Annotated in this window: 19 protein-coding genes; 13 read left to right on the forward strand and 6 right to left on the reverse strand. The window is 66.7% G+C overall.

What is annotated here, in order from left to right:
- Window positions 1-93: 93 nt before the first annotated feature.
- Together ACFTSA_RS02975 and ACFTSA_RS02980 are read right to left on the reverse strand one after the other, a co-directional pair.
- Window positions 94-300, reverse strand: a complete 207-nt coding sequence (locus ACFTSA_RS02975) for a Flp family type IVb pilin (protein ID WP_377949496.1) — start codon at window positions 298-300, stop codon at window positions 94-96.
- 281 nt (window positions 301-581) lie between these two features.
- A complete protein-coding gene (locus ACFTSA_RS02980; RefSeq protein ID WP_377949497.1) occupies window positions 582-1,277 on the reverse strand; it encodes a prepilin peptidase in 696 nt (231 codons plus the stop codon).
- Window positions 1,278-1,581: 304 nt separating this feature from the next.
- On the opposite strand from ACFTSA_RS02980, the gene rplM reads away from it, so the two are divergent.
- The 3 genes from rplM to glmM all read left to right on the forward strand — a co-directional run bounded on the left by rplM (window position 1,582) and on the right by glmM (window position 4,146).
- Entirely contained in the window at window positions 1,582-2,025 is a 444-nt protein-coding gene (rplM, locus tag ACFTSA_RS02985) for a 50S ribosomal protein L13 (RefSeq protein ID WP_003805351.1), read from the forward strand.
- Between the two features lie 36 nt (window positions 2,026-2,061).
- Complete coding sequence (rpsI, locus tag ACFTSA_RS02990; protein WP_354257882.1) at window positions 2,062-2,568, forward strand: 30S ribosomal protein S9; 507 nt, start codon at window positions 2,062-2,064, stop codon at window positions 2,566-2,568.
- 216 nt (window positions 2,569-2,784) lie between these two features.
- Complete coding sequence (gene glmM / locus ACFTSA_RS02995) at window positions 2,785-4,146, forward strand: phosphoglucosamine mutase (RefSeq protein WP_377949499.1); 1,362 nt, start codon at window positions 2,785-2,787, stop codon at window positions 4,144-4,146.
- A gap of 94 nt (window positions 4,147-4,240) precedes the next feature.
- Here glmM and mscL read toward each other — a convergent pair whose 3' ends face one another.
- The 3 genes from mscL to coaA form a co-directional block, all read right to left on the reverse strand.
- Window positions 4,241-4,642 (reverse strand): large conductance mechanosensitive channel protein MscL, encoded by a 402-nt coding sequence (mscL, locus tag ACFTSA_RS03000; RefSeq protein WP_377949501.1) that lies wholly within the window; start codon window positions 4,640-4,642, stop codon window positions 4,241-4,243.
- An 80-nt stretch (window positions 4,643-4,722) separates the two neighbouring features.
- Window positions 4,723-5,715 (reverse strand): D-alanyl-D-alanine carboxypeptidase family protein, encoded by a 993-nt coding sequence (locus ACFTSA_RS03005; protein WP_377949503.1) that lies wholly within the window; start codon window positions 5,713-5,715, stop codon window positions 4,723-4,725.
- 5 nt (window positions 5,716-5,720) lie between these two features.
- Complete coding sequence (coaA, locus tag ACFTSA_RS03010; RefSeq protein ID WP_377949505.1) at window positions 5,721-6,686, reverse strand: type I pantothenate kinase; 966 nt, start codon at window positions 6,684-6,686, stop codon at window positions 5,721-5,723.
- A gap of 148 nt (window positions 6,687-6,834) precedes the next feature.
- Between coaA and ACFTSA_RS03015 the strand changes: the two genes are divergently transcribed.
- From ACFTSA_RS03015 to ACFTSA_RS03055, 9 genes are all read left to right on the forward strand, one after another.
- Window positions 6,835-7,458, forward strand: coding sequence for a signal peptidase I (locus ACFTSA_RS03015; RefSeq protein ID WP_377949507.1), 624 nt, complete (start codon window positions 6,835-6,837; stop codon window positions 7,456-7,458).
- A 46-nt stretch (window positions 7,459-7,504) separates the two neighbouring features.
- Window positions 7,505-9,397, forward strand: a complete 1,893-nt coding sequence (gene glmS, locus ACFTSA_RS03020; protein WP_377949509.1) for a glutamine--fructose-6-phosphate transaminase (isomerizing) — start codon at window positions 7,505-7,507, stop codon at window positions 9,395-9,397.
- 4 nt (window positions 9,398-9,401) lie between these two features.
- Entirely contained in the window at window positions 9,402-9,749 is a 348-nt protein-coding gene (locus ACFTSA_RS03025) for a holo-ACP synthase (RefSeq protein ID WP_104136634.1), read from the forward strand.
- Between the two features lie 19 nt (window positions 9,750-9,768).
- A complete protein-coding gene (locus ACFTSA_RS03030) occupies window positions 9,769-11,298 on the forward strand; it encodes an NAD(P)H-hydrate epimerase (protein ID WP_377949511.1) in 1,530 nt (509 codons plus the stop codon).
- Between the two features lie 110 nt (window positions 11,299-11,408).
- On the forward strand, window positions 11,409-13,883 hold the full coding sequence (gene glgX / locus ACFTSA_RS03035) for a glycogen debranching protein GlgX (RefSeq protein WP_377949513.1): 2,475 nt from the start codon (window positions 11,409-11,411) through the stop codon (window positions 13,881-13,883).
- Window positions 13,880-16,207: a malto-oligosyltrehalose synthase gene (gene treY, locus ACFTSA_RS03040; RefSeq protein WP_377949515.1), complete on the forward strand. Its 2,328-nt coding sequence runs from the start codon at window positions 13,880-13,882 to the stop codon at window positions 16,205-16,207. Before glgX ends, treY begins: the two co-directional genes overlap by 4 nt.
- Window positions 16,204-18,000, forward strand: coding sequence for a malto-oligosyltrehalose trehalohydrolase (gene treZ / locus ACFTSA_RS03045; protein WP_377949517.1), 1,797 nt, complete (start codon window positions 16,204-16,206; stop codon window positions 17,998-18,000). The genes treY and treZ overlap by 4 nt, the downstream gene beginning before the upstream one ends.
- 87 nt (window positions 18,001-18,087) lie before the next feature.
- Window positions 18,088-19,128, forward strand: coding sequence for an L-glyceraldehyde 3-phosphate reductase (gene mgrA, locus ACFTSA_RS03050; RefSeq protein ID WP_377949519.1), 1,041 nt, complete (start codon window positions 18,088-18,090; stop codon window positions 19,126-19,128).
- A gap of 176 nt (window positions 19,129-19,304) precedes the next feature.
- A complete protein-coding gene (locus ACFTSA_RS03055) occupies window positions 19,305-20,390 on the forward strand; it encodes an inositol-3-phosphate synthase (protein WP_377949521.1) in 1,086 nt (361 codons plus the stop codon).
- 132 nt (window positions 20,391-20,522) lie between these two features.
- On the opposite strand, the gene ACFTSA_RS03060 is transcribed toward ACFTSA_RS03055, so the two are convergent.
- The gene (locus tag ACFTSA_RS03060; protein ID WP_377949523.1) at window positions 20,523-21,146 is read right to left on the reverse strand and encodes a MerR family transcriptional regulator; all 624 of its coding nucleotides are present in this window, start codon (window positions 21,144-21,146) and stop codon (window positions 20,523-20,525) included.
- 98 nt (window positions 21,147-21,244) lie between these two features.
- Between ACFTSA_RS03060 and ACFTSA_RS03065 the strand changes: the two genes are divergently transcribed.
- A complete protein-coding gene (locus ACFTSA_RS03065) occupies window positions 21,245-21,793 on the forward strand; it encodes a DUF2306 domain-containing protein (protein WP_377949525.1) in 549 nt (182 codons plus the stop codon).
- Window positions 21,794-21,839 lie beyond the last annotated feature (46 nt).

Consider the following 21,839-nt stretch of genomic DNA (forward strand, 5'->3'; position numbering starts at 1 on the left):
GACCCTCCGCGATTAGGTACAGCTGAATGAGGACGGTGCGCCGCGGCCGGCTCAGCGAACGCGGCGCACCGATGTGTGGGAGGTGTTAGCGACTCAGTTCGACCAGCCGGCCACAGTTGTGCCCAGGTCCTTGAACCAGCCGTTGAGGCCGGTTCCAAAGGCCGTGACGCCGACGATGATGCCGAACGCGATGAAGGCCACGAGCAGCGAATACTCGGTTGCGGTGGCACCCTTTTCCGATTCCAGCCGATCCTTGATTCCGGACACGAAAGCAAGAACCGAGACCATGAGAGTAGTCATTGTTATTTCCTTAAATTCGATGGAATAAATGCTGTCGAATTCCAGCCTCCCCCATACCGCGAAAGGGCTGGCATTTCGATAGCAAAAGAATCCACCCGGGGCCCCAACCGCAACAATGCGTAGTTCTACTCGACTTTTTGAGGGGGCCCATAAGTACTCCCGCAAAGAAGTACGCAGATCAGGACGTTAAAGGTTTGGACTACTTGGCTTTAATCAAGAATTGCTCAAGAACATAGCGGTCGGCGCAGTCGGAATTTGACGTTTGACCAGTAATTCGGCCTTCAGGATGCCAATAAAGCAGTGCCCAAGGCGGCGGCGAGCATGGAGGGGCCAAAGGCGACTTCGGAGCGCAAATTGGCGTGTTTGAGCCTAATCAAAACGACGGACAAAATCCCGCCCAGTACGAAGCCGAGTGCTCCACCGTAGAACAGTTGGCTCCAGCCCAAGTAGCCCAGGTAAAGGCCCACGGGGGCGGCAAGCTTGACGTCCCCCATGCCGATGCCGTTTGGCGAAATAAGGGCCAAAATCAGGAAAACAACGAACAGCACAGCGGCCCCGGCCGCCGCGCGGAGCAGTTCGGCCCACTCGGCCGTGGCGGAGCTGCCCAGAAGGAGGAGTGCCAGGCCGGCCGCCAGCAGCGTCAGCACGAGGGGATTCGGCAGCAGGTGATGCGCCAGGTCAATGCGGGCCAGCTGCACGCCGAGGACGGCCAGCAGCAGGAAGGCCGGCAGGGACCACTCCATGCCGAACCGCAGCGCAAGGGCGCCGCACAGCACTCCGGTGAGTGCCGCCGTCGTAATTCTGGTCCGGACGCCCGGGAGTCCACCCAGGCGGGGGAGGGTGCGGGCGATGAGGAGTTCAGCGATCGGGCTCAGTAGAATGCCAACGAGTCCTACGGCCACTGCAAAGTTCGGCCCCGCAAAGATCGGACCTGCAAAGAGCGGCCCGGCGCTGGCGGCGATACCTGCTGACGACACATGGACTCCTGGCTGGAAGGGCCCGGCGCTGGCGCAGGACCCCAAGCCCCCGCCGCCGGATACCCCATTTTGACCCGGGCCTGCGGTTGGCGCTATTCTTGGTAGTCGTTGTGCGTGTCCTTTCTCGATGATGCGTGCCCGCTTGGGGATCCAGTTGCAGGATCGCTACCCGACGGGCATTTTCGGGACTAGGGGATAACTGGTCCATAGAGCCCTCACCTCTGTTCCGGTCGCGCATAGATAGTAGGCGCACCCCGCGTGACGCCTAAAACAAGAACGCCAGAACAAGAACGAGGCAAACACCGTGCGTACGTACACCCCGAAGCCCGGCGATATCAACCGCCAGTGGCACGTCATTGACGCCACCGACGTTGTCCTGGGTCGTCTTGCCAGCCAGACCGCAACACTGCTGCGCGGAAAGCACAAGCCGACCTTTGCGTCCCACATGGACATGGGCGACTTCGTCATCATCATCAACGCTGAAAAGGTTGCCCTCACCGGCGCCAAGCTGGAGCAGAAGCGCGCATACCGCCACTCCGGCTACCCGGGCGGCCTGACCTCCGTCAACTACGCGGAACTGCTGGAGTCCAACCCGGTCCGCGCCGTTGAGAAGGCCATCAAGGGCATGCTCCCCAAGAACTCCCTCGCTGCCCAGCAGCTGAGCAAGCTGAAGGTCTACCGTGGCGCCGAGCACCCCCACGCAGCCCAGCAGCCCAAGACTTTCGAAATCACCCAGGTCGCCCAGTAGTCCTGGCCACCAACACTTTTATCTACAAGGAGAACCGTGGCTCAGAACGATGAACTGACCACCGAAGCCGTTGAGGCTGAGGAAAACCTGACCAGCTACACCTCGGAAAGCAGCGCCGCTGAAGCTGCTCCGAAGAAGGAGCGCCCGGCACTGACCGTTGCCGGCGCAGCTGTTGGCCGCCGCAAGGAAGCCGTTGCACGCGTTCGCGTTGTACCGGGCTCCGGCAAGTGGACCATCAACGGCCGCGAGCTGGACAACTACTTCCCGAACAAGCTGCACCAGCAGGACGTCAACGAGCCCTTCAAGATCCTGGATCTCGAAGGCGCCTACGACGTCATCGCCCGCATCCACGGCGGTGGCCCCTCCGGCCAGGCCGGTGCACTGCGCCTCGGCATCGCCCGTTCGCTGAACGAGATCGACGTCGAGAACAACCGCGCCACCCTGAAGAAGGCCGGCTACCTCACCCGTGACGCCCGCGTCATCGAGCGTAAGAAGGCCGGTCTCAAGAAGGCACGCAAGGCTCAGCAGTACTCCAAGCGCTAAATCGCGCTTGCCCCGGGCTGGGGCCGCTGGTGCGGCCGCACCCTGGACTTCAGAAGCCCGTTCCGCCATTTGGCGGGGCGGGCTTCTGCCGTTAATCCCCGTTACGGCGCAGGCAAGGCCGGTGAGCAGGGGAAACGTCCGCAACGCCCTTCACGAACGCCGTGGGGAGCGGGTTCAAGGCAGGGACGGGCACCTGAATCGTCTAAACTTGACCCGATGTCTACATTATTTGGAACAGACGGTGTCCGGGGCCTGGCGAATGGCCTGCTGACTGCCGAGCTCGCATTGCAGCTGGCCCAGGCCGCCGCCGTCGTGCTTGGCCATGAACGCACCAGCGAAGGTGCACGGCCGCGCGCCGTGGTTGCCAGGGACCCCCGCGCCAGCGGCGAATTCATCGCCGCAGCCGTGGAGGCCGGGCTTTCCAGCTCCGGAATCGACGTCTACGACGCCGGCGTCCTGCCCACCCCCGCCGCCGCCTACCTCGTGGCAGACCTGAACGCCGACTTCGGCGTCATGATCTCCGCCTCGCACAACCCCGCTCCCGACAACGGGATCAAGTTCTTCGCCCGCGGCGGCCAGAAACTCCCCGACGAGGTGGAGGACGCCATCGAGGCCCAGATGGGCAAGGAGCCCTTCCGCCCGGTGGGCGGCGAGGTGGGCCGCATCCAGCGCTTCTCCGACGCCGAGGACCGCTACATCGTCCACCTCCTGGGCACCCTCCCGCACAACCTCAACGGCCTCAAGGTGGTCCTCGACTGCGCACACGGCGCCGCGAGCGGCTGTTCCCCCCAGGTCTTCAAGGACGCCGGCGCTGACGTCGTTGTCATCGGCGCCGAACCGGACGGCCTGAACATCAACGAAGGCGTGGGCTCCACGCACCTCGGCCCGCTGAAGGCAGCAGTCGTGGAGCACGGCGCAGACCTCGGCATTGCCCACGACGGCGACGCCGACCGCTGCCTGGCCGTGGACCACGAGGGCAACGAGGTGGACGGCGACCAGATCATGGCCATCCTTGCCGTCGCCCTCAAGAAGGCCGGCAAGCTCGCCGACAACGTCCTGGTCGCCACCGTGATGAGCAACCTCGGCCTCAAGATCGCCCTCCGTGACGCTGGCATCGCCATCCGCGAGACGGGCGTGGGGGACCGGTACGTTCTCGAACAAATGCGCGACGGCGGCTACAACCTGGGCGGCGAACAGTCCGGCCACGTGATCCTCGCCGACTACGCCACCACCGGCGACGGCGTTCTGACCGGCCTCCAGCTGGCAGCGCAGGTGGCCTTGACCGGCCGCCCGCTCAAGGAACTCGCCACCATCATGACCAAGCTGCCCCAGGTCCTCATCAACGTGAAGGACGTGGACCGGAGCCGGGTCGGCGGCGACGAGACCCTCGCCGCAGCCGTCAAGGCAGCCGAAGCCGAACTGGGCGACACCGGCCGCGTGCTCCTGCGCCCGTCCGGCACCGAGCCCGTTGTGCGCGTCATGGTGGAGGCCGGCGACCAGCAGACCGCCCAGGTCATCGCCGAACGCCTCGCCCAGGTTGTGAAGACCCAGCTGGCGCTGGCACTCGTCGGCGACTAGGTTTTCGCCCCAACGCCAAAAGCAGCCCGCCTCCCTGACTGAATAACTCAGTCGGAGGCGGGCTGCTTTTTTGCTGGCGTTATTGGGGCCCGGCCTACTTGGCCGCCTGGTTCTGGGTCTGCAGGGCGTCGCGGATCTCCTTCAGCAGGGCGATCTGCGGATCCTCGGCCGCTTCCTTCTTGGTGTCCTGCCCGATGCCCAGCTTGCGGTTACGGTGCTCGATCAGCTTGTTCATCGGGGCGACGATGACGAAGTAGAGTGCCGAGGCAACCAGCAGGAAGTTAACCACCGCCGTGAGCAGCACGCCGAACCGGACGTCGCCGAACGCCAGGAAGTTGTCAAAGTTCGGCTCTCCGACCAGCACCGAGATCAGCGGCATCAGGACGCTCTTGACCAGCGCATCCACCACGGCGCTGAACGCCGATCCGATGACCACCGCCACGGCCAGGTCGATGACGTTTCCCTTGAGAATGAACTTCTTGAATCCACTAAGCATGCCAACCAAACTACCGCACCACGTTTACGGGACCGTGACCGGCCGGCCCATAAGTAGCCGGCCCATAAGTAACAGCCGCGTCAGAGGTAGCCGGGGGCGGAAGCCAGGCCGAAATACTGCTCCAGGGTGGCGACGCCGCGCTTCCGCATGTCCGTGGCCGCCTCCACGCCGATATACCGCAGGTGCCACGATTCGTAGAAGTATCCGGTGATCGTGTGCTGCATCCACGGGTACCTCACCACGAAGCCGAACCGGTGCGCGTTTGCTTTGGCCCAGACGGCGGCCGGTTGCTCGGCGAAGCACGGCTGAAAGCTGCACGCGCCGCCGGCGTCGCCGATGTCGAACGCCCAGCCTGTCTGGTGCTCTGAGTAGCCCGGCCGCGCCGAGGCGGTGTCCGCCGCAGCCCGTCCCTGGGAGCTCACCCAGCCGTTGTAGGTGACCACCTGCGTCGCGTACGAGCGGTAGCCGCTCGCCAGCGTGATGTTCACGCCGTCCGCCGCAGCCGCGGCGAACATCCGTTCTGCGGCAGCCGCCGTCGTTCTGTTCAGCTGCGCCGCCTCACCGGTGACCGCGAGGGCGACGCGCGGCTGGACCAGATCGGCCGGAACGTAGTTGGCCGGCTTGAGCGGGCGGTGCTTGTTGACGATCACCCAGGGGCTGGCTGGATCAGTCAGAGAGAACTGTTTGGGCAGGCGTGACGCGGCCGACGGCGGTGCTGCCGCCGCCGTCGTGGACGGCGTCGCCGAAACGGACGGTGACTTAGCGGCGCCGGCCGATGACGAAGCTGCCGCCGGCGAAGCGGTCGCGGACACCGAGGCGGCGGCGGACGCGGAGCCGGACGCCGGAGAGCCGGTGGCGGAAGGCGAGGGGGAGCCCGAGCCTGCAACCGGCGTTCCGGTTCCCTCAGATTCAGGTGCCGGGCCGGGGGTGCAGGCGGTGAGGGCCGACAAGCCGGCACCTGTCATCAGCAGCCGTGCCAGCGCGCGGCGGGTGGGCTGCGCCCCAAAGGTGGGCTGGGTCCCGGTGGAGGGCCCGGCGTCGGCCGAAGGATGGGGGGAGCAGTTGCGGCACATGCGTGCTAGACCTTCCTCAGCAGCATCCTGCGGACGGAATGGTCCGCTTCCTTGGTGAGCACCAGCTGCGCCCGGCCCCGGGTGGGCAGCACGTTCTCCTCCAGGTTCGGCTCGTTGATGCGCTTCCAGATGTCACGCGCGGTCGCTTCGGCCTCGGTATCGGACAGCGTGGCATAGCGGTGGAAGTACGACTCCGGCTGGGCGAAGGCAGTGGAGCGGAGTTTGCGGAAGCGGTCCACGTACCATTCCTCGATATATGACGTCTTGGCGTCCACATAGATGGAGAAGTCGAAGAAGTCGCTCAGCGCCAGCCCCTGGCGGCCGTCGTGCCGCGGACGCGCGGGTGCGAGCACGTTCAGCCCCTCGACAATGAGCACGTCCGGCCGCCGGACCACCACTTCCTTGCCCGGGACGATGTCATAGGTGACGTGCGAGTACCAGGGTGCCCGCACCTCCTCGGCGCCGCCCTTGATCTCGCTGACGAAGCGCAGCAGCGCGCGGCGGTCATAGGACTCCGGAAACCCCTTGCGGTCCAGCAGCTGGCGGCGCTTGAGTTCGGCCAGGGGATACAGGAACCCGTCCGTGGTGATGAGTTCGACGTTCGGCGTGCCGGGCCAGCGCCGCAGCATTTCGCGGAGAACACGGGCGATGGTGGACTTGCCCACCGCCACGGAACCCGCGACGCCGATCACGAACGGGGTGCGCTGGGTCTGCTCGCCAAGGAACGTTGTGGTGGCCGCATGCAGCTGGCCGGCGGCTTCCACATACAGGTGCAGCAGCCGGGACAGGGGGAGGTAGACATCGCGTACCTCGTTGATGTCCAGGGGGTCACCGAGGCCGCGAAGGCGCAGCACGTCCTCTTCGTTAAGGGGCTGCTCCATCTGGGCCGAAAGCCGGGACCAGGTCTGCCGGTCCAGCTCCACGAACGGGGAAACACCCTCTCCGTTCGCTTCGTTGCGTTGCAAAGTCACCCTAGAGATTCTGCCCCGCCGGGCGCCGAGAGCGAAATGGGAGCCATTCTTGAGTGAATCTTGACCCTACGCGTTGCCCATTCCTGATCCTGCCGCGGGACTGTTCAGTGAATAAGGGAGAACCGACGCAGAATTTGAGGGTCCCAACATGGGAGAGGCAGTCACACCGCAGGTGCCGCAGCGAACTGGCCGCGACTTTGGTGGCAGGCGCGGCGGGGGAGCGGCCACCCGGATTTTCGAAATCCGCCGCCGTAAAAGGTTCGCAGCGGCCCGGCTCTGGGCGAACTTTGCGGTCCTCATGACCCTCCTCTTCGCAGCGCTGGGCCTAGTGGTCATTCCCCAGGCCACCGGGTCCCAGACGTACACCGTGACCACAAATTCCATGGCGCCGACGTATTCCGCCGGCACGTTCCTCGTGGTGAAACCCGCGGCCTTGAGCCAGCTGAAGTTCGGCGACATCGTCACCTACCAGGCCGTCCCAAGCAGCCCCGGGGTCCGCACGCAACGGATTGTGGGCTTCGGTGCCATGCAGGACGGTGAGAGAACCCTGATCACTAAGGGTGACAACGCCAACGCCAGCGATCCGGAGCCCGTCCGCGCCCGCCAGATCAAAGGGACGCCGCTCTACGCCATCCCGCTGGTTGGCTACCTCACCGGGGCACTCGGCGACGCGGACCGTGAGCAGTGGATGATGCTCGCAGGGGCCGGACTCGCCGGCCAGTGCCTGCTGCTCGTACTCCTGGGCATCCGGCGACGGCGGCGGGCAGGATGACGTAGCGGGGCAGGAGTTCTCCGCAAAGCCAGATAGGCTTATACCCATGTGTGGAATCGTGGGTTATGTAGGCCGTACGTCGGGTCGGGCTGAGGCCGGGCACGGCGCGTTGGATGTTGTTCTTGAGGGGCTGCGCCGTCTGGAGTACCGGGGTTATGACTCTGCCGGTGTTGCGGTGGTGGCTGACGGGGAGATTTCCTCGCGGAAGAAGTCCGGGAAGCTGAGCAACCTGCTGGCCGAGCTGGAGGAGCGGCCGTTGCCGGAGTCGCTGACCGGTATCGGGCACACGCGGTGGGCCACGCATGGTGGTCCGACGGATCAGAACGCGCACCCGCATCTGTCTGATGGCGGGAAGCTTGCGGTGATCCATAACGGCATCATTGAAAACTTTGCTGAGCTGAAGCAGGAGCTGCTGGCCAAGGGCGTTGTCTTCGCGTCGGAGACCGACACCGAGGTGGCCGCGGCGCTGCTGGGCGATATTTTCCGGAACAAGCTGGGCGGGGACGTCTCCGACGGCGGCCTGACCCGGGCGATGGAACTGGCCTGCCAGCGGCTCGAGGGCGCGTTCACGCTCCTGGCGGTGCACGCCGACCAGCCTGACGTGGTGGTGGCTGCGCGCCGGAACTCCCCGCTGGTGGTGGGCCTGGGCGAGGGCGAGAACTTCCTGGGTTCGGACGTGTCCGGGTTCATTGACTACACCCGCCGCGCGGTGGAGCTGGGCCAGGACCAGATCGTGACGATCACCGCTGACACGGTGGAGATCACGGACTTCTTCGGTGCCCCGGCGCAGGGCAAGGAGTACCACGTGGACTGGGACCCGGCCTCCGCTGAGAAGGGTGGCTTCTCCTCGTTCATGGAGAAGGAAATCCATGACCAGCCCGACGCCGTGGCGCAGACCCTGCTGGGCCGGTCGGACCTGAACGGGAAGCTGACCCTGGATGAGCTGCGGATTGATCCGCAGCTGCTGAAGAAGGTCGACAAGATCATCGTGCTGGCCTGCGGCACGGCCGCGTATGCGGGCCTGGTGGCGAAGTACGCGATTGAGAACTGGTGCCGGATCCCCACCGAGGTGGAGCTCGCGCACGAGTTCCGGTACCGGGACCCGATCGTGAATGAGAACACCCTGGTGGTCTCCATCAGCCAGTCCGGCGAGACGATGGATACGCTGATGGCGGTCCGGTACGCGCGGGAGCAGGGCGCCAAGACGGTGTCGATCTGCAACACGAACGGCTCGACCATTCCGCGGGAGTCCGACGCCGTGCTGTACACGCACGCCGGTCCGGAGATCGCGGTGGCGTCCACGAAGGCGTTCCTGGCCCAGATCACCGCGGCGTACCTGCTGGGCCTGTACCTGGCGCAGCTGCGGGGGAACATTTTCTCCGGGCAGGTCAAGGACGTGCTGGCTGACCTGGGCAAGATCCCGGCGAAGATCCAGAAGATCCTGGACTCGGCCGAGGAACTGCGCGAGCTGGCCCGGAGCATGAAGGACGAGAAGTCCGTGCTGTTCCTGGGCCGCCACGTGGGCTACCCGGTGGCTTTGGAGGGTGCGCTGAAGCTGAAGGAAATCGCGTACATCCACGCCGAGGGCTTCGCCGCCGGTGAGCTCAAGCACGGCCCGATCGCGTTGATCGATGAGGGCCAGCCGGTGTTCGTGGTGGTCCCGTCCCCGCGCGGCCGGGATTCGCTGCACTCCAAGGTGGTCTCCAACATCCAGGAGATCCGGGCCCGCGGTGCACGGACCCTGGTGATCGCCGAGGAAGGCGACGAAGCGGTCCGCGACTACGCCGAGCACGTCTTCTACGTCCCGGAAACCCCGACGCTGCTGATGCCGCTGCTGACCACGGTTCCGCTGCAGATCTTCGCGTGCGAACTTGCCGCCGGCAAGGGCTACGACGTGGACCAGCCGCGCAACCTGGCCAAGAGCGTCACAGTAGAGTAAGCCCATGATTGTTGGCATCGGCGTAGACGTAGTGGACATCGAGCGCTTCGGACGGCAGCTGGAGCGCACACCCGGACTGCGGGACAGGCTTTTTGTGCCGGCCGAACGGGAACTGAACACCCGCTCCCTAGCGGCACGGTTTGCCGCCAAGGAAGCCGTGGCCAAGGTCCTGGGCGCGCCTGCCGGCATGAACTGGCAGGACTGCTGGATCGGCCTGGACCAGAACGGGCCCACCATCCAGGTCAAGGGAACGGTGCTCGCCGTGGCCGACGCCAAGGGCGTCAAACGGTGGCACCTCTCGATGAGCCACGACGGCGGCATTGCCACGGCCACCGTCCTGGCCGAGGGCTGACCCCGGACGGACTGACTCCATGATCAGCGCCTATACCGGAACCCAGATCAGGGAAGCTGAAAAGCCCCTGCTGGATTCGGGTATGGGCGCTGTTCTCATGCAGCGGGCAGCCCGCGGCATGGCCGGCGCCGCCATCGCCGAGCTGCGCCGCCGCGGACGCCGCCTGTACGGCGGCAGCGCCGCCGTCCTGGTTGGCAAAGGCAACAACGGCGGCGACGGCCTCTTCGCCGCAGCGCACCTCGCCGGACGGGGAATGCGTACGACGGCGGTGCTCGCCTCCGCCACGGCCCACCCGGACGGCCTGGCCGCCTTTCGGCGCGCCGGAGGCCGGGTTCTGACGCTGACCGACGCGAACGCCGGCGAACTGGCCGCGTTGGCGGGCAGGGCCGACGTCATTATTGACGCTTTGCTCGGAACCGGTGCCCAGGGCGGGCTCAGGGGAGCCACGGCGGACCTCGTGGCGCGGCTTGCCGGCAGTACGCACGGCCTCGTGGTGGCGTGCGATGTGCCCAGCGGCGTGGACGCCGACACCGGCGAGGCCGCCGGTCCCGTGCTCCCCGCGGACATCACCGTCACGTTTGGCGGGGCCAAGGCCGGTCTGCTCGCGGATCCCGGGGCCGACTTCGCCGGCCGGGTGGTGGCGGTTCCGATCGGCATCGAGGACTCGCTCCCGTGGCCTGCCCTGCGCCGCCTGGAGACCGCCGACCTGGCCACCCTGCTGCCGCGGCCTGCACGGCGCGCCCACAAGTATTCGCGGGGCGTCCTCGGCGTGGTGGCCGGCTCCCCGGCCTACCCGGGCGCCGCCGTGCTCGCCTGCCGCGGCGCGCTGGCCGCCGGCGTCGGGATGGTCCGCTACGTCGGGCCACCCGAGGTGGCCGACCTCATCCGCCACAGCTGCCCCGAGGTGGTCTGCAGCACCGGCACGGTGGCAGAGACCCACGTCCAGGCCTGGCTTGTCGGCTCCGGGATGGACGGCAAGGACGAGGAAGAGATGCAGCGCGTCCGCGACGCCGTCGACTCCGGACTGCCCGCCGTGGCCGACGCCGGCGCCCTGCCCGTGCTGCCGGACGTGCTTGCCCCGCAGGTGGTGCTGACGCCGCACGCCGGGGAACTGGCCACCCTGCTGCAGCGTCTCGGCGCCGACATGGACCGCGAGGCCGTCGAAGCCTCCACCCTCCCTGCCGTGCGCCGGGCCGCCGGCCTGACCGAGGCCACGGTGCTGCTGAAGGGCGCCAGCACGCTGGTGGCATCGCCCTACCAGGATTTCTACAGTCAGTCCGAGGGAACGCCCTGGCTGGCCACCGCCGGAAGCGGTGATGTGCTGTCCGGAATCATTGGTGCGCTGCTCGCCCAGGTGGGGTCCGACGTCGGACGCTTCCGGGCGGTGGGCATCGATCCGGACGAACGCTGGGCGGCCATTGCTGCGATGGGGGCGAGCCTGCACGGCCTCTCCGGAGCGGCGGCTGCGGCCGGCGGCCCGCTGACGGCGGGGCGCATATCCGACGTCCTACCCGAAATATGGGGTAAAGTCAGCACGCTTAGTAATTAGCGACGGGTCACGTAATAGTCATACCCACCCGCTACGGTAAGACCAAGTTCCGTGCAGGTAGTGCGTGAAGACCTGCCGGACGCGGTGTTGGACGATGTATAGGAGCACGAATGGAAATCTGGCCCGGATCGGCTTACCCGCTGGGAGCCACGTTTGACGGCACGGGAACCAACTTCGCATTGTTCAGCGAGCACGCAGAAAAGGTGGAACTCTGCCTCTTCGACGACGAGGGGACCGAAACCAGGGTCACGCTCCGTGAAGTCGACGGCTACGTGTGGCACTGCTACCTGCCCCAGATCCAGCCCGGACAGAAGTACGGCTACCGCGTTCACGGACCCTACGACCCCGCGAACGGCCAGCGCTTCAACGCCAACAAGCTGCTGCTTGACCCCTACGCCAAGGCAGTCGCCGGCCAGATCGACTGGGATCCCGCGCTGTTCTCGTACAACATGGGCGACCCCTCATCCAAGAACGACGCGGACTCCGCGGCCCACATGATGATGGGCGTGGTCATCAACCCGTTCTTCGACTGGGACAACGACCAGAACCTGCGCATCCCGTACCACAAGTCGGTCATCTACGAGGCGCACGTCAAGGGGCTCACCGAGCTGCACCCGGAGATTCCCGAGGAACAGCGCGGCACCTATGCCGGCGTGGCACACCCGGCCGTGATCTCGCACCTGCAGAAGCTGGGCGTCACCGCGATCGAGCTGATGCCGGTGCACCAGTTCGTCAATGACGGCACGCTGCAGGAGAAGGGCCTGAGCAACTACTGGGGCTACAACACCATCGGCTTCTTCGCGCCCCAGAACACCTACAGCTCCACCGGCGACACCGGCCAGCAGGTCCAGGACTTCAAGGCGATGGTCCGCTCGCTGCACCGCGCCGGCATCGAGGTCATCCTCGACGTCGTCTACAACCACACCGCGGAAGGCAACCACCTCGGGCCCACCCTGAGCTTCAAGGGCATCGACAACGAGGCCTACTACCGCCTGGTGGAGGACGACAAGCAGTACTACATGGACTACACGGGCACCGGCAACACCCTGAACGTCCGCCAGCCGCACTCCCTGCAGCTGCTCATGGACTCGCTGCGCTACTGGGTCACCGAGATGCACGTGGACGGGTTCCGCTTTGACCTCGCCGCCGCGTTGGCCCGCGAGTTCTACGACGTCGACCGTCTCTCCACGTTCTTCGAACTCATCCAGCAGGATCCCGTCGTGTCCCAGGTCAAGCTGATCGCCGAGCCGTGGGACGTCGGGCCCGGCGGCTACCAGGTGGGCAACTTCCCGCCGCAGTGGACGGAGTGGAACGGCAAGTACCGCGACACCGTGCGCGATTTCTGGCGCGGCGAACCTGCCACGCTGGGCGAGTTCGCCTCGCGCATCACCGGCTCGGCCGACCTCTACGAGCACTCCGGCCGCCGCCCGGTCGCCTCGATCAACTTCGTCACCGCACACGACGGCTTCACCCTCCGTGACCTGGTGTCCTACAACGAGAAGCACAACGAGGCCAACGGCGAGGACAACAAGGACGGCGAGTCCCACAACCGTTCCTGGAACTGCGGGGTGGAGGGCCCGACGGACGATCCCAAGGTCCTCTCCCTCCGGGCCCGGCAGCAGCGCAACTTCATCGCCACCATGCTCCTCTCCCAGGGCGTGCCGATGATCCTGCACGGCGACGAGATGGGCCGCACCCAGCAGGGCAACAACAACGGGTACTGCCAGGACTCGGAGCTGACCTGGGTCAACTGGGACAGCGTGGACCAGCCGCTCATCGAATTCACCGCGGCGGTCAACTCGCTGCGCGCCAAGCACCCCACGTTCCGGCGCAGCCGCTTCTTCGACGGCCGGCCCGTCCGGCGGGGCGAGGGCGAGCGGCTGCCGGACATCGTATGGCTCGATCCGGACGGCAACCTCATGTCCCCGGAGGACTGGGACAGCGGCTTCGGCCGTTCGGTGGGCATGTTCCTCAACGGCGACGGCATCCAGGGCCATGACGACCGCGGCCGCCGGATCACGGACGTGAACTTCCTGCTGTACTTCAACGCCCACGACGGCGACGTCGAGTTCACGCTGCCGCCGGACGAATACGCGCCGGCCTGGGACGTCATCATCGACACCGCCGGTGAAGGGGCCGACTCCAAGCCCGCGGACGCCGGAACCATCCTGTCCGTTGCGGCCAAGTCGCTGGTTGTGCTTCGCGCCCACAGCGCACCGGAGGAGGAGCCTGACCATTCCGTGGCTGCTTCCCTGGCTGCACTGACGCAGACCGCCACCGCCGAGACGGCGGCGCTCACCGCTCCTGCCGTTCCCGAGCCGGCCAAGACGAAGAAGCCGGCCGATCAGCCTGCGGAGCCGGCCGCTGACCCGGTTGCTGAGCCGGCCGACCCGCCGGTTGCTGACCCGCCGGTTGCTGAGCCGGCGCCGGAACCGGCTGCGGAGCCTGCGAAGTCCGCAGCGGAACCTGGTGCGGAGCCTGCGAAGGACCCGGAGGAGCAGCCGGCGGAAAAGCCGGCGCGCAAGCCTGCGGCAAAGCGCGGCGGCCACCTGAGGGCGGTCAAGCCCGCTGGGGAGGACGCATGAGAACGCCAGTCTCCACGTACAGGCTGCAGATCAGGAAGGGATTCACACTCTTCGACGCGGCCAAAACCGTTCCGTACCTGCACTCGCTCGGCGTCGACTGGGTTTACCTTTCTCCGGTCCTGACTGCCGAGCAGGGCTCCGACCACGGCTACGACGTCACCGATCCCTCCGCCGTCGACCCCGAACGCGGCGGGCCGGAGGGCCTCGCGGCGGTTTCCAAGGCGGCCCGCGCCGCGGGCATGGGCGTGCTGATCGACATCGTGCCCAACCACGTCGGCGTCGCGACGCCGGTGCAGAACCCCTGGTGGTGGTCGCTGCTCAAGGAGGGACGCCAGTCCCGTTACGCGGAGGCGTTCGACGTCGATTGGGACCTCGCCGGGGGACGCATCCGGCTGCCGGTCCTCGGCAGCGACGATGACCTCGACCAGCTCGAAATCAAGGACGGGGAGCTGCGGTACTACGACCACCGCTTCCCGCTCGCCGAGGGAACCTACACCGAAGGCGACGCCCCGCGGGATGTCCACGCCCGGCAGCACTACGAGCTCATCGGCTGGCGCCGCGCGGACAACGAGCTGAACTACCGCCGCTTTTTCGCGGTGAACACGCTCGCCGGCGTCCGCGTGGAAATCCCCGCCGTCTTCGACGAGGCACACCAGGAGGTGGTGCGCTGGTTCCGCGAGGACCTTGCGGACGGCCTGCGGATCGACCACCCGGACGGCCTCGCGGACCCCGAGGGGTACCTGAAGCGGCTCCGGGAAGTCACCGGCGGCGCTTACCTGCTGATCGAAAAGATCCTGGAGCCGGGGGAGCAGCTGCCCGCCAGCTTCGAGTGTGAAGGCACCACAGGCTACGACGCCCTCGCCGACGTCGACCGGGTTCTCGTGGACCCGCGCGGCCAGGAACCGCTGGACCGGCTTGACGCGTCCCTGCGTGGCGGCGAGCCCGCCGACTACCAGGACATGATCCGCGGAACCAAGCGCCGGATCACGGACGGTATCCTGCACTCGGAAATCCTGCGGCTGGCCCGGCTGGTTCCGGGCGACGCCAACGTTTCAATCGACGCCGGAGCCGACGCTCTCGCCGAAATCATCGCCGCCTTCCCGGTCTACCGCACCTACCTGCCGGAGGGCGCCGAGGTCCTGAAGGAGGCGTGCGAGCTTGCCGCGCGTAGGCGGCCGGAACTCGACCAGGCCATCCAGGCTCTGCAGCCGCTGCTGCTGGACACGGACCTGGAGCTTGCCCGGCGCTTCCAGCAGACCTCGGGCATGGTCATGGCCAAGGGCGTGGAGGACACCGCGTTCTTCCGCTACAACCGCCTGGGCACCCTCACGGAAGTGGGCGCCGACCCCACCGAGTTCGCCGTGGAGCCGGACGAGTTCCACGCCCGGCTGGCACACCGGCAGGCCGAGCTTCCGCTGTCCATGACGACGCTGAGCACGCACGACACCAAGCGCAGTGAGGACACCCGGGCAAGGATTTCGGTCATTTCCGAGGTTGCGGGTGACTGGGAAAAGGCCTTGAACCGGCTGCGTGACCTGGCCCCGCTGCCGGACGGCCCGCTGGCCGCGCTGCTGTGGCAGGCCATTGCCGGCGCCTGGCCCGCCAGCCGGGAACGCCTGCAGTACTACGCGCTGAAGGCCGCGCGTGAAGCGGGGAACTCGACCAACTGGACCGATCCGGTCCCCGCGTTCGAGGAGAAGCTGAAGGCCGCGGTCGACGCCGTGTTCGACAATCCCGCCGTGCGGGCCGAGGTGGAAGCCCTCGTCGAGCTCCTGGAGCCGTACGGGGCTTCGAACTCCCTCGCCGCCAAGCTCGTGCAGCTGACCATGCCCGGCGTTCCGGACGTCTACCAGGGCACGGAGTTCTGGGACCGGTCGCTGACGGACCCGGACAACCGGCGGCCGTTCAGCTTCGACGACCGCCGCGCCGCGCTGGAGCAGCTGGATGCCGGCGACCTTCCCGCGTCATTTACCGATGAGCGGACGAAGCTGCTGGTGACGTCGCGCGCGCTGCGGCTGCGCCGGGACCGTCCGGAGCTGTTCACCGGGTACCGTCCGGTCCTGGCCAGCGGGCCCGCCGCCGCGCACCTGCTCGCGTTCGACCGCGGCACCGCGGCGGCGCCGGGTGCATTGACCCTCGCCACGCGGCTTCCCTACGGGCTGGAACAGTCGGGCGGATGGCGGGACACCGCCGTCGAACTTAACACCGCCATGAAAGACGAACTGACCGGTGCCGGCTTCGGACCGGGGGCAGTGAAGATCGCCGACATCTTCCGGTCGTTCCCCGTTGCGCTGCTGGTGCCGCAGACAGGAGGAGAGTCATGACGCACACCTACCCGCGGGCAGCCGCGAAACCCGTTCAGGGCCCCGCACGCTTCGACGTCTGGGCGCCCAACGCTGAATCCGTGACGCTGCTGGCCGGCGGGGAGCGCTACGCCATGCAGCGCCGGGCCGGGACCGGGCCGGAGGACGCCGGCTGGTGGACCGCCGCCGGAGCACCAGAAGATGGAGCCGTGGACTACGGGTACCTTCTGGACGGCGACGAAACACCGCTTCCGGATCCGCGGACCCGCCGCCAGCCCGACGGCGTTCACGCCCTGTCCCGCACGTTCGACCCGTCCGCGTACAGCTGGCAGGACGACGCCTGGCAGGGCAGGGAACTGCAGGGCGCCGTCATCTACGAGCTCCACCTCGGAACATTCACGCCCGAAGGGACGCTGGACACGGCCGCCGTGAAGCTGGACTACCTCGCCGGCCTGGGCGTCGACTTCATCGAGCTGCTGCCGGTGAACGCTTTCAACGGCACGCACAACTGGGGTTACGACGGTGTGCAGTGGTTCGCTGTGCACGAGGCATACGGCGGGCCGGAAGCGTACCAGCGGTTCGTCGACGCCGCCCACGCCGCAGGCCTTGGCGTGATCCAGGACGTGGTCTACAACCACCTCGGCCCCAGCGGGAACTACCTGCCGCGGTTCGGGCCGTACCTCAAGCAGGGCGAGGGTAACACGTGGGGCGACTCCGTGAACCTGGACGGGCCCGGCTCCGACCATGTGCGCCGGTACATCCTGGACAACCTGGCCATGTGGCTGCGTGACTACCGGGTGGACGGCCTGCGGCTGGACGCCGTCCACGCCCTGAAGGATGAGCGGGCGGTGCACATCCTGGAGGACTTCGGGGCGCTGGCCGATCAGATCTCCGCCGAGGTGGGACGGCCGCTGACGCTCATCGCCGAGTCCGACCTCAACAACCCGCGGCTGCTGTACCCGCGGGACGTCAACGGGTACGGGCTGGAAGGGCAGTGGAGCGACGACTTCCACCACGCCGTCCACGTCAACGTCACCGGCGAAACCACCGGCTACTACAGTGACTTCGACTCGCTGGCCGCCCTCGCCAAGGTGCTCCGGGACGGCTTCTTCCACGACGGCAGCTACTCCAGCTTCCGGGAACGCCACCACGGACGGCCGATTAATTTCAGCGCCGTACACCCAGCCGCCCTGGTGGTCTGCTCGCAAAACCACGACCAGATCGGCAACCGTGCCAGGGGCGACCGGCTCTCCCAGACCCTGCCGTACGGAAGCCTGGCCCTCGCTGCGGTGCTGACCCTGACGGGACCCTTCACGCCCATGCTGTTCATGGGCGAAGAGTACGGCGCCAGCACGCCGTGGCAGTTTTTCACCTCGCACCCGGAGCCGGATCTCGGCAAGGCCACCGCGGAGGGCCGGATCAAGGAGTTCGAGCGCATGGGGTGGGATCCCGCCGTCGTGCCCGATCCTCAGGATCCTGAGACGTTCCGCCGGTCCAAGCTGGACTGGGCGGAAGCCGCCGAAGGCGACCATGCCCGGCTGCTGGAGCTGTACCGTTCGCTCACCGCCCTGCGCCGCTCTACGCCGGACCTCACCAAGCTGGGCTTCGAGGACACGCAGGTGGCGTTCGACGAGGACGCCCGCTGGCTGCGGTTCCGCCGGGGTGGCGTGCAGGTGCTGCTCAACTTCTCGGAACAGCCCGTGAGCCTGGACGGGGCGGGCACGGCCCTGCTGCTGGCCACCGACGACGCCGTCCGGCTGGAAGGTGAGCGTGCGGAACTCGGTCCGCTGAGCGCCGCCGTCGTCAGCGACTGACGTTTTCTTGGGGGCGGCGTCCACCGCCGGTGACCGGATGGTGGACGTCCGCCCCGAAGCCTCGGCGCGGCTGGCAGGATGGAACGCATGACTTATGTGGCCTCGGACACCCGCTACGACACCATGCCCTACCGCCGCGTCGGACGCAGCGGCCTCAAACTGCCGGCCATCTCGCTGGGCCTGTGGCACAACTTCGGCGACGACAAGCGCTTCGATGAACAGCGCGCCATCCTGCGCCGCGCCTTCGACCTCGGCGTCAACCACTTCGACCTCGCCAACAACTACGGCCCGCCGGACGGCTCCGCGGAGACCAACTTCGGCCGGCACCTGCAGGACGACTTCAAGCCGTACCGCGACGAGCTGGTCATCTCCACCAAAGCCGGCTACTACATGTGGCCCGGCCCGTACGGCGAGTGGGGCTCCCGGAAGTACCTGATCTCCAGCCTGGACCAGTCGCTGCAGCGCATGGGCCTGGACTACGTGGACATTTTCTACAGCCACCGCCCCGACCCGGAGACGCCGCTGGAGGAAACCATGGGCGCGCTCGATTACGCTGTCCGTTCCGGTAAGGCCCTGTACGCCGGCATCTCCTCCTACACGCCGGAGCAGACCCTCGAGGCCGCCCGCATCCTGAAGGAACTCGGCACCCCGCTGCTCATCCACCAGCCCAGCTACTCCATGCTGAACCGCTGGACCGAAAACGGCTCGCCCAACCTCTACGAGGCACTGGACCAGGTGGGCGCCGGCTCAATCGCGTTCTCCCCGCTGGCGCAGGGCCTGCTGACCGACAGGTACCTCAACGGCGTCCCGGCCGACTCCCGCGCGGCCAAGGCGAGGTTCCTCTCCGAGTCCGCACTGACCGAGGACAAGCTCGACCGGGTCCGCGGGCTGAATGCCATCGCCGCCGGCCGCGGACAGTCATTGGCGCAGATGGCCATCGCCTGGATCCTCCGCGACCAGCCCAAGGGCTCCCCGGTGACCTCCGCGCTCGTCGGGGCGTCCAGCGTCAGGCAGCTCGAGGACACCCTGGCCGCCATCAACAACCTGGAGTTCAGCGCTGACGAGCTGACGGCGATCGACGAGTTCGCCGTCGAATCCGACATCAATCTCTGGGCGCAGCCGGCCTGAACCCACCTCCAACGTGGCGCGTAATCAAATGGCCGGGGCCGGCGGGAACAAAGCCGGCCCCGGCAGCGTTTGGTTAGACTGATAAGCGCGCCGCGTGGCGCGGTGCCCGTCAGCCGCCGTCGTACAGCAAGGTACAGACGCGCAGGGTACATGAAGTTTGTTCTCAAAGGAGTTCCGTGTCTTCAAATCCGATTCGTGTAGCTATCGTCGGCGTGGGTAACTGTGCCGCTTCGCTGGTTCAGGGTGTCCATTACTACCGGGATGCCGACCCCCAGGCCACGATTCCGGGTCTGATGCACGTGGAGTTTGGCAAGTACCACGTCAACGATGTCCAGTTCGTTGCCGCGTTCGATGTTGACGGCAAGAAGGTCGGTCACGACCTGGCCGACGCTATCCTGGCGAGCGAAAACAATACGATCAAGCTGGCCGAGGTCCCGCCGACCGGCGTGACGGTTCAGCGCGGCCACACCCTGGACGGCCTGGGCCGGTACTATCTGGAGACCATCGAGCAGTCCACCGAGGAACCTGTCGACGTCGTCCAGGCTTTGAAGGATGCCCAGGCCGACGTCATGGTCTGCTACCTGCCGGTCGGTTCCCAGGATGCCGCCGAGTTCTACGCCCAGTGCGCCATCGACGCCGGCGTGGCGTTCGTGAACGCACTGCCGGTCTTCATCGCCGGCACCAAGGAATGGGCCGACAAGTTCACCGCCGCCGGCGTGCCGATTGTGGGTGACGACATCAAGAGCCAGATCGGTGCCACCATCACCCACCGCGTGATGGCGAAGCTGTTCGAAGACCGTGGCGTCACGCTGGACCGCACCTACCAGCTGAACGTCGGCGGCAACATGGACTTCAAGAACATGCTGGAGCGCGACCGCCTCGAGTCCAAGAAGATCTCCAAGACCCAGGCCGTGACCTCCAACGTCGAGGCCGAGCTCGCCGCGAAGGACGTGCACATCGGCCCGTCCGACTACGTGCAGTGGCTCGACGACCGCAAGTGGGCCTTCGTCCGCCTCGAAGGCCGGAACTTCGGCGACGCCCCGGTGTCCCTGGAATACAAGCTTGAGGTCTGGGACTCCCCGAACTCGGCCGGTGTGATCATCGACGCGATCCGTGCGGCGAAGATCGGCCTGGACCGCGGCATCGGCGGCCCGCTGATCTCCGCGTCCAGCTACTTCATGAAGTCCCCGCCGGAGCAGTTCAACGACGACCTCGGCCGCGAAAAGGTCGAGGCCTTCATCCGCGGCGACCTCGACCGCTAAACGCTCTCGCCCTTCCTGCAGGTTTTCACCAGACGCTCCCTCAGATCCTGTCGGTTCTGACCGGACCCTCTCTCACCCTTTGCGGGTTTTGATGCGGTGCTCTCTCACCTTCGAGTGGGGGAGCACCGCCATTTAAGCGTGCTCTTCATAGCGCCGGATCGCATGGCTAGCCTGCGCGAGTGCCAGTAACTTCAGGACCAGCTGCCCGTGCAGGTGCATGCCCACGGCCGCCGTCATCATCAGCCGGTTGACGTCCTCCGGCGCCGTGGTGGCCGAAATATCCACTGCGGCAATGGCGTCCACGGCCTGGCTATAGGCGTCGAGCAGGTCGCCGGATACGCGCACGCCGAGACTTTCCATCCGGGCCAAATGGGCATTGAGCGAGTTTCTGGCGTCACTCGGTACGTCCGGCCAGTTCCGGGAACGTACGACGGCGTCACCCGCCGGTGTGTGCAAGTCGCCTTGCGCTGCACTCACCCCATCGAGGCCCAGCACCGTTCGCTGGACCGCGGCCAAAAGCTCAAGGCGGGGAACACCGCCGTCGGCCATTCTGAGCAGGGAACCGATCTGGGCGATATTCAACCCGACCACGCGCCTCAGCGCATGAATGAGTTCCAGCCGGCTCACGTGCTGTTCTGAATACTCCGCCCGGGTGGCGTGCACCGACCGGCCCGCGGGCAGCAGCCCCTCGCGGAGGTAGAACTTGATGCTGGCGGGGGAGACACCGGTCCGCTCGCTGAGCTCCTTCAGTTGCATGCCTGTTCGGTCCTTCGTCTGGATGGTCACCTTGGATAGCTTCGGCCGCGCTGGCTATCTTGATGTACATCGCTGGATAGTGCTCCTATCCTAGATGCATGGAGCCTTGGAATGTACTGCTTGCCAGCCACGTCATTGCCGCCCTCTTTGTCCTCGCCATCGGCCCGGTCCAGATCCTTCGCCGCAGCCGTGACCGTATCCACCGCACCATGGGACACCTGTGGGTTGCGGCGATGTACTACGTCTGCTTCAGCAGCTTCTGGATTGTCAGCAACGGGCACTTCAGCTGGCTTCACGGGCTGTCGGCATTCACGATCGTGACCGTCAGCCTCGGACTCGTCAGCGCGGTCCGGCGGAACATCCCGGCGCATCGGGGCAACATGATCGGCAGCTACATTGGCATCGCTGTGGCGTTCGGCTTCGCGGTCTCCGTGCCGGGCCGGGCGATTCCTCGCCTGCTGGCCGAGGATTTCCCGACCGCCCTGTACGTCACCGCGCTGGTGGCTCTCAGCGTCGCCGTCGTCTTCGTCTCCCTGCGCCGCGGCGGCCGTTCCGGGAGCAGGTCCGCATCACAGGGGCCAGATGTGGTGCCTGCCGGGCGAGGCGTCGAGCGTGCAGCCGATGTCGCTGCCAAGGTGGACGGGTAGCTGTCTGTTAGCCATACGGCGCCCGCAGCCCCAGGGATCCTCTATC

Origin of the sequence: Arthrobacter sp. NPDC057013 (assembly GCF_042674585.1) — a bacterium.
In the GTDB taxonomy this organism is placed as follows: domain Bacteria; phylum Actinomycetota; class Actinomycetes; order Actinomycetales; family Micrococcaceae; genus Arthrobacter.

What these genes read in the sequence shown, in the direction of transcription:
- glmM (WP_377949499.1), top strand. Translation starts at nt 2,785, where the DNA reads ATGTCTACATTATTTGGAACAGACGGTGTCCGGGGCCTGGCGAATGGC.
- ACFTSA_RS03025 (WP_104136634.1), top strand. Translation starts at nt 9,402, where the DNA reads ATGATTGTTGGCATCGGCGTAGACGTAGTGGACATCGAGCGCTTCGGA.
- treY (WP_377949515.1), top strand. Translation starts at nt 13,880, where the DNA reads ATGAGAACGCCAGTCTCCACGTACAGGCTGCAGATCAGGAAGGGATTC.
- mgrA (WP_377949519.1), top strand. Translation starts at nt 18,088, where the DNA reads ATGACTTATGTGGCCTCGGACACCCGCTACGACACCATGCCCTACCGC.
- ACFTSA_RS03030 (WP_377949511.1), top strand. Translation starts at nt 9,769, where the DNA reads ATGATCAGCGCCTATACCGGAACCCAGATCAGGGAAGCTGAAAAGCCC.
- glmS (WP_377949509.1), top strand. Translation starts at nt 7,505, where the DNA reads ATGTGTGGAATCGTGGGTTATGTAGGCCGTACGTCGGGTCGGGCTGAG.
- ACFTSA_RS03065 (WP_377949525.1), top strand. Translation starts at nt 21,245, where the DNA reads ATGGAGCCTTGGAATGTACTGCTTGCCAGCCACGTCATTGCCGCCCTC.
- ACFTSA_RS02975 (WP_377949496.1), bottom strand. Translation starts at nt 300, where the DNA reads ATGACTACTCTCATGGTCTCGGTTCTTGCTTTCGTGTCCGGAATCAAG.
- glgX (WP_377949513.1), top strand. Translation starts at nt 11,409, where the DNA reads ATGGAAATCTGGCCCGGATCGGCTTACCCGCTGGGAGCCACGTTTGAC.
- ACFTSA_RS03015 (WP_377949507.1), top strand. Translation starts at nt 6,835, where the DNA reads ATGGGAGAGGCAGTCACACCGCAGGTGCCGCAGCGAACTGGCCGCGAC.
- ACFTSA_RS03005 (WP_377949503.1), bottom strand. Translation starts at nt 5,715, where the DNA reads ATGTGCCGCAACTGCTCCCCCCATCCTTCGGCCGACGCCGGGCCCTCC.
- treZ (WP_377949517.1), top strand. Translation starts at nt 16,204, where the DNA reads ATGACGCACACCTACCCGCGGGCAGCCGCGAAACCCGTTCAGGGCCCC.
- ACFTSA_RS03060 (WP_377949523.1), bottom strand. Translation starts at nt 21,146, where the DNA reads ATGCAACTGAAGGAGCTCAGCGAGCGGACCGGTGTCTCCCCCGCCAGC.
- mscL (WP_377949501.1), bottom strand. Translation starts at nt 4,642, where the DNA reads ATGCTTAGTGGATTCAAGAAGTTCATTCTCAAGGGAAACGTCATCGAC.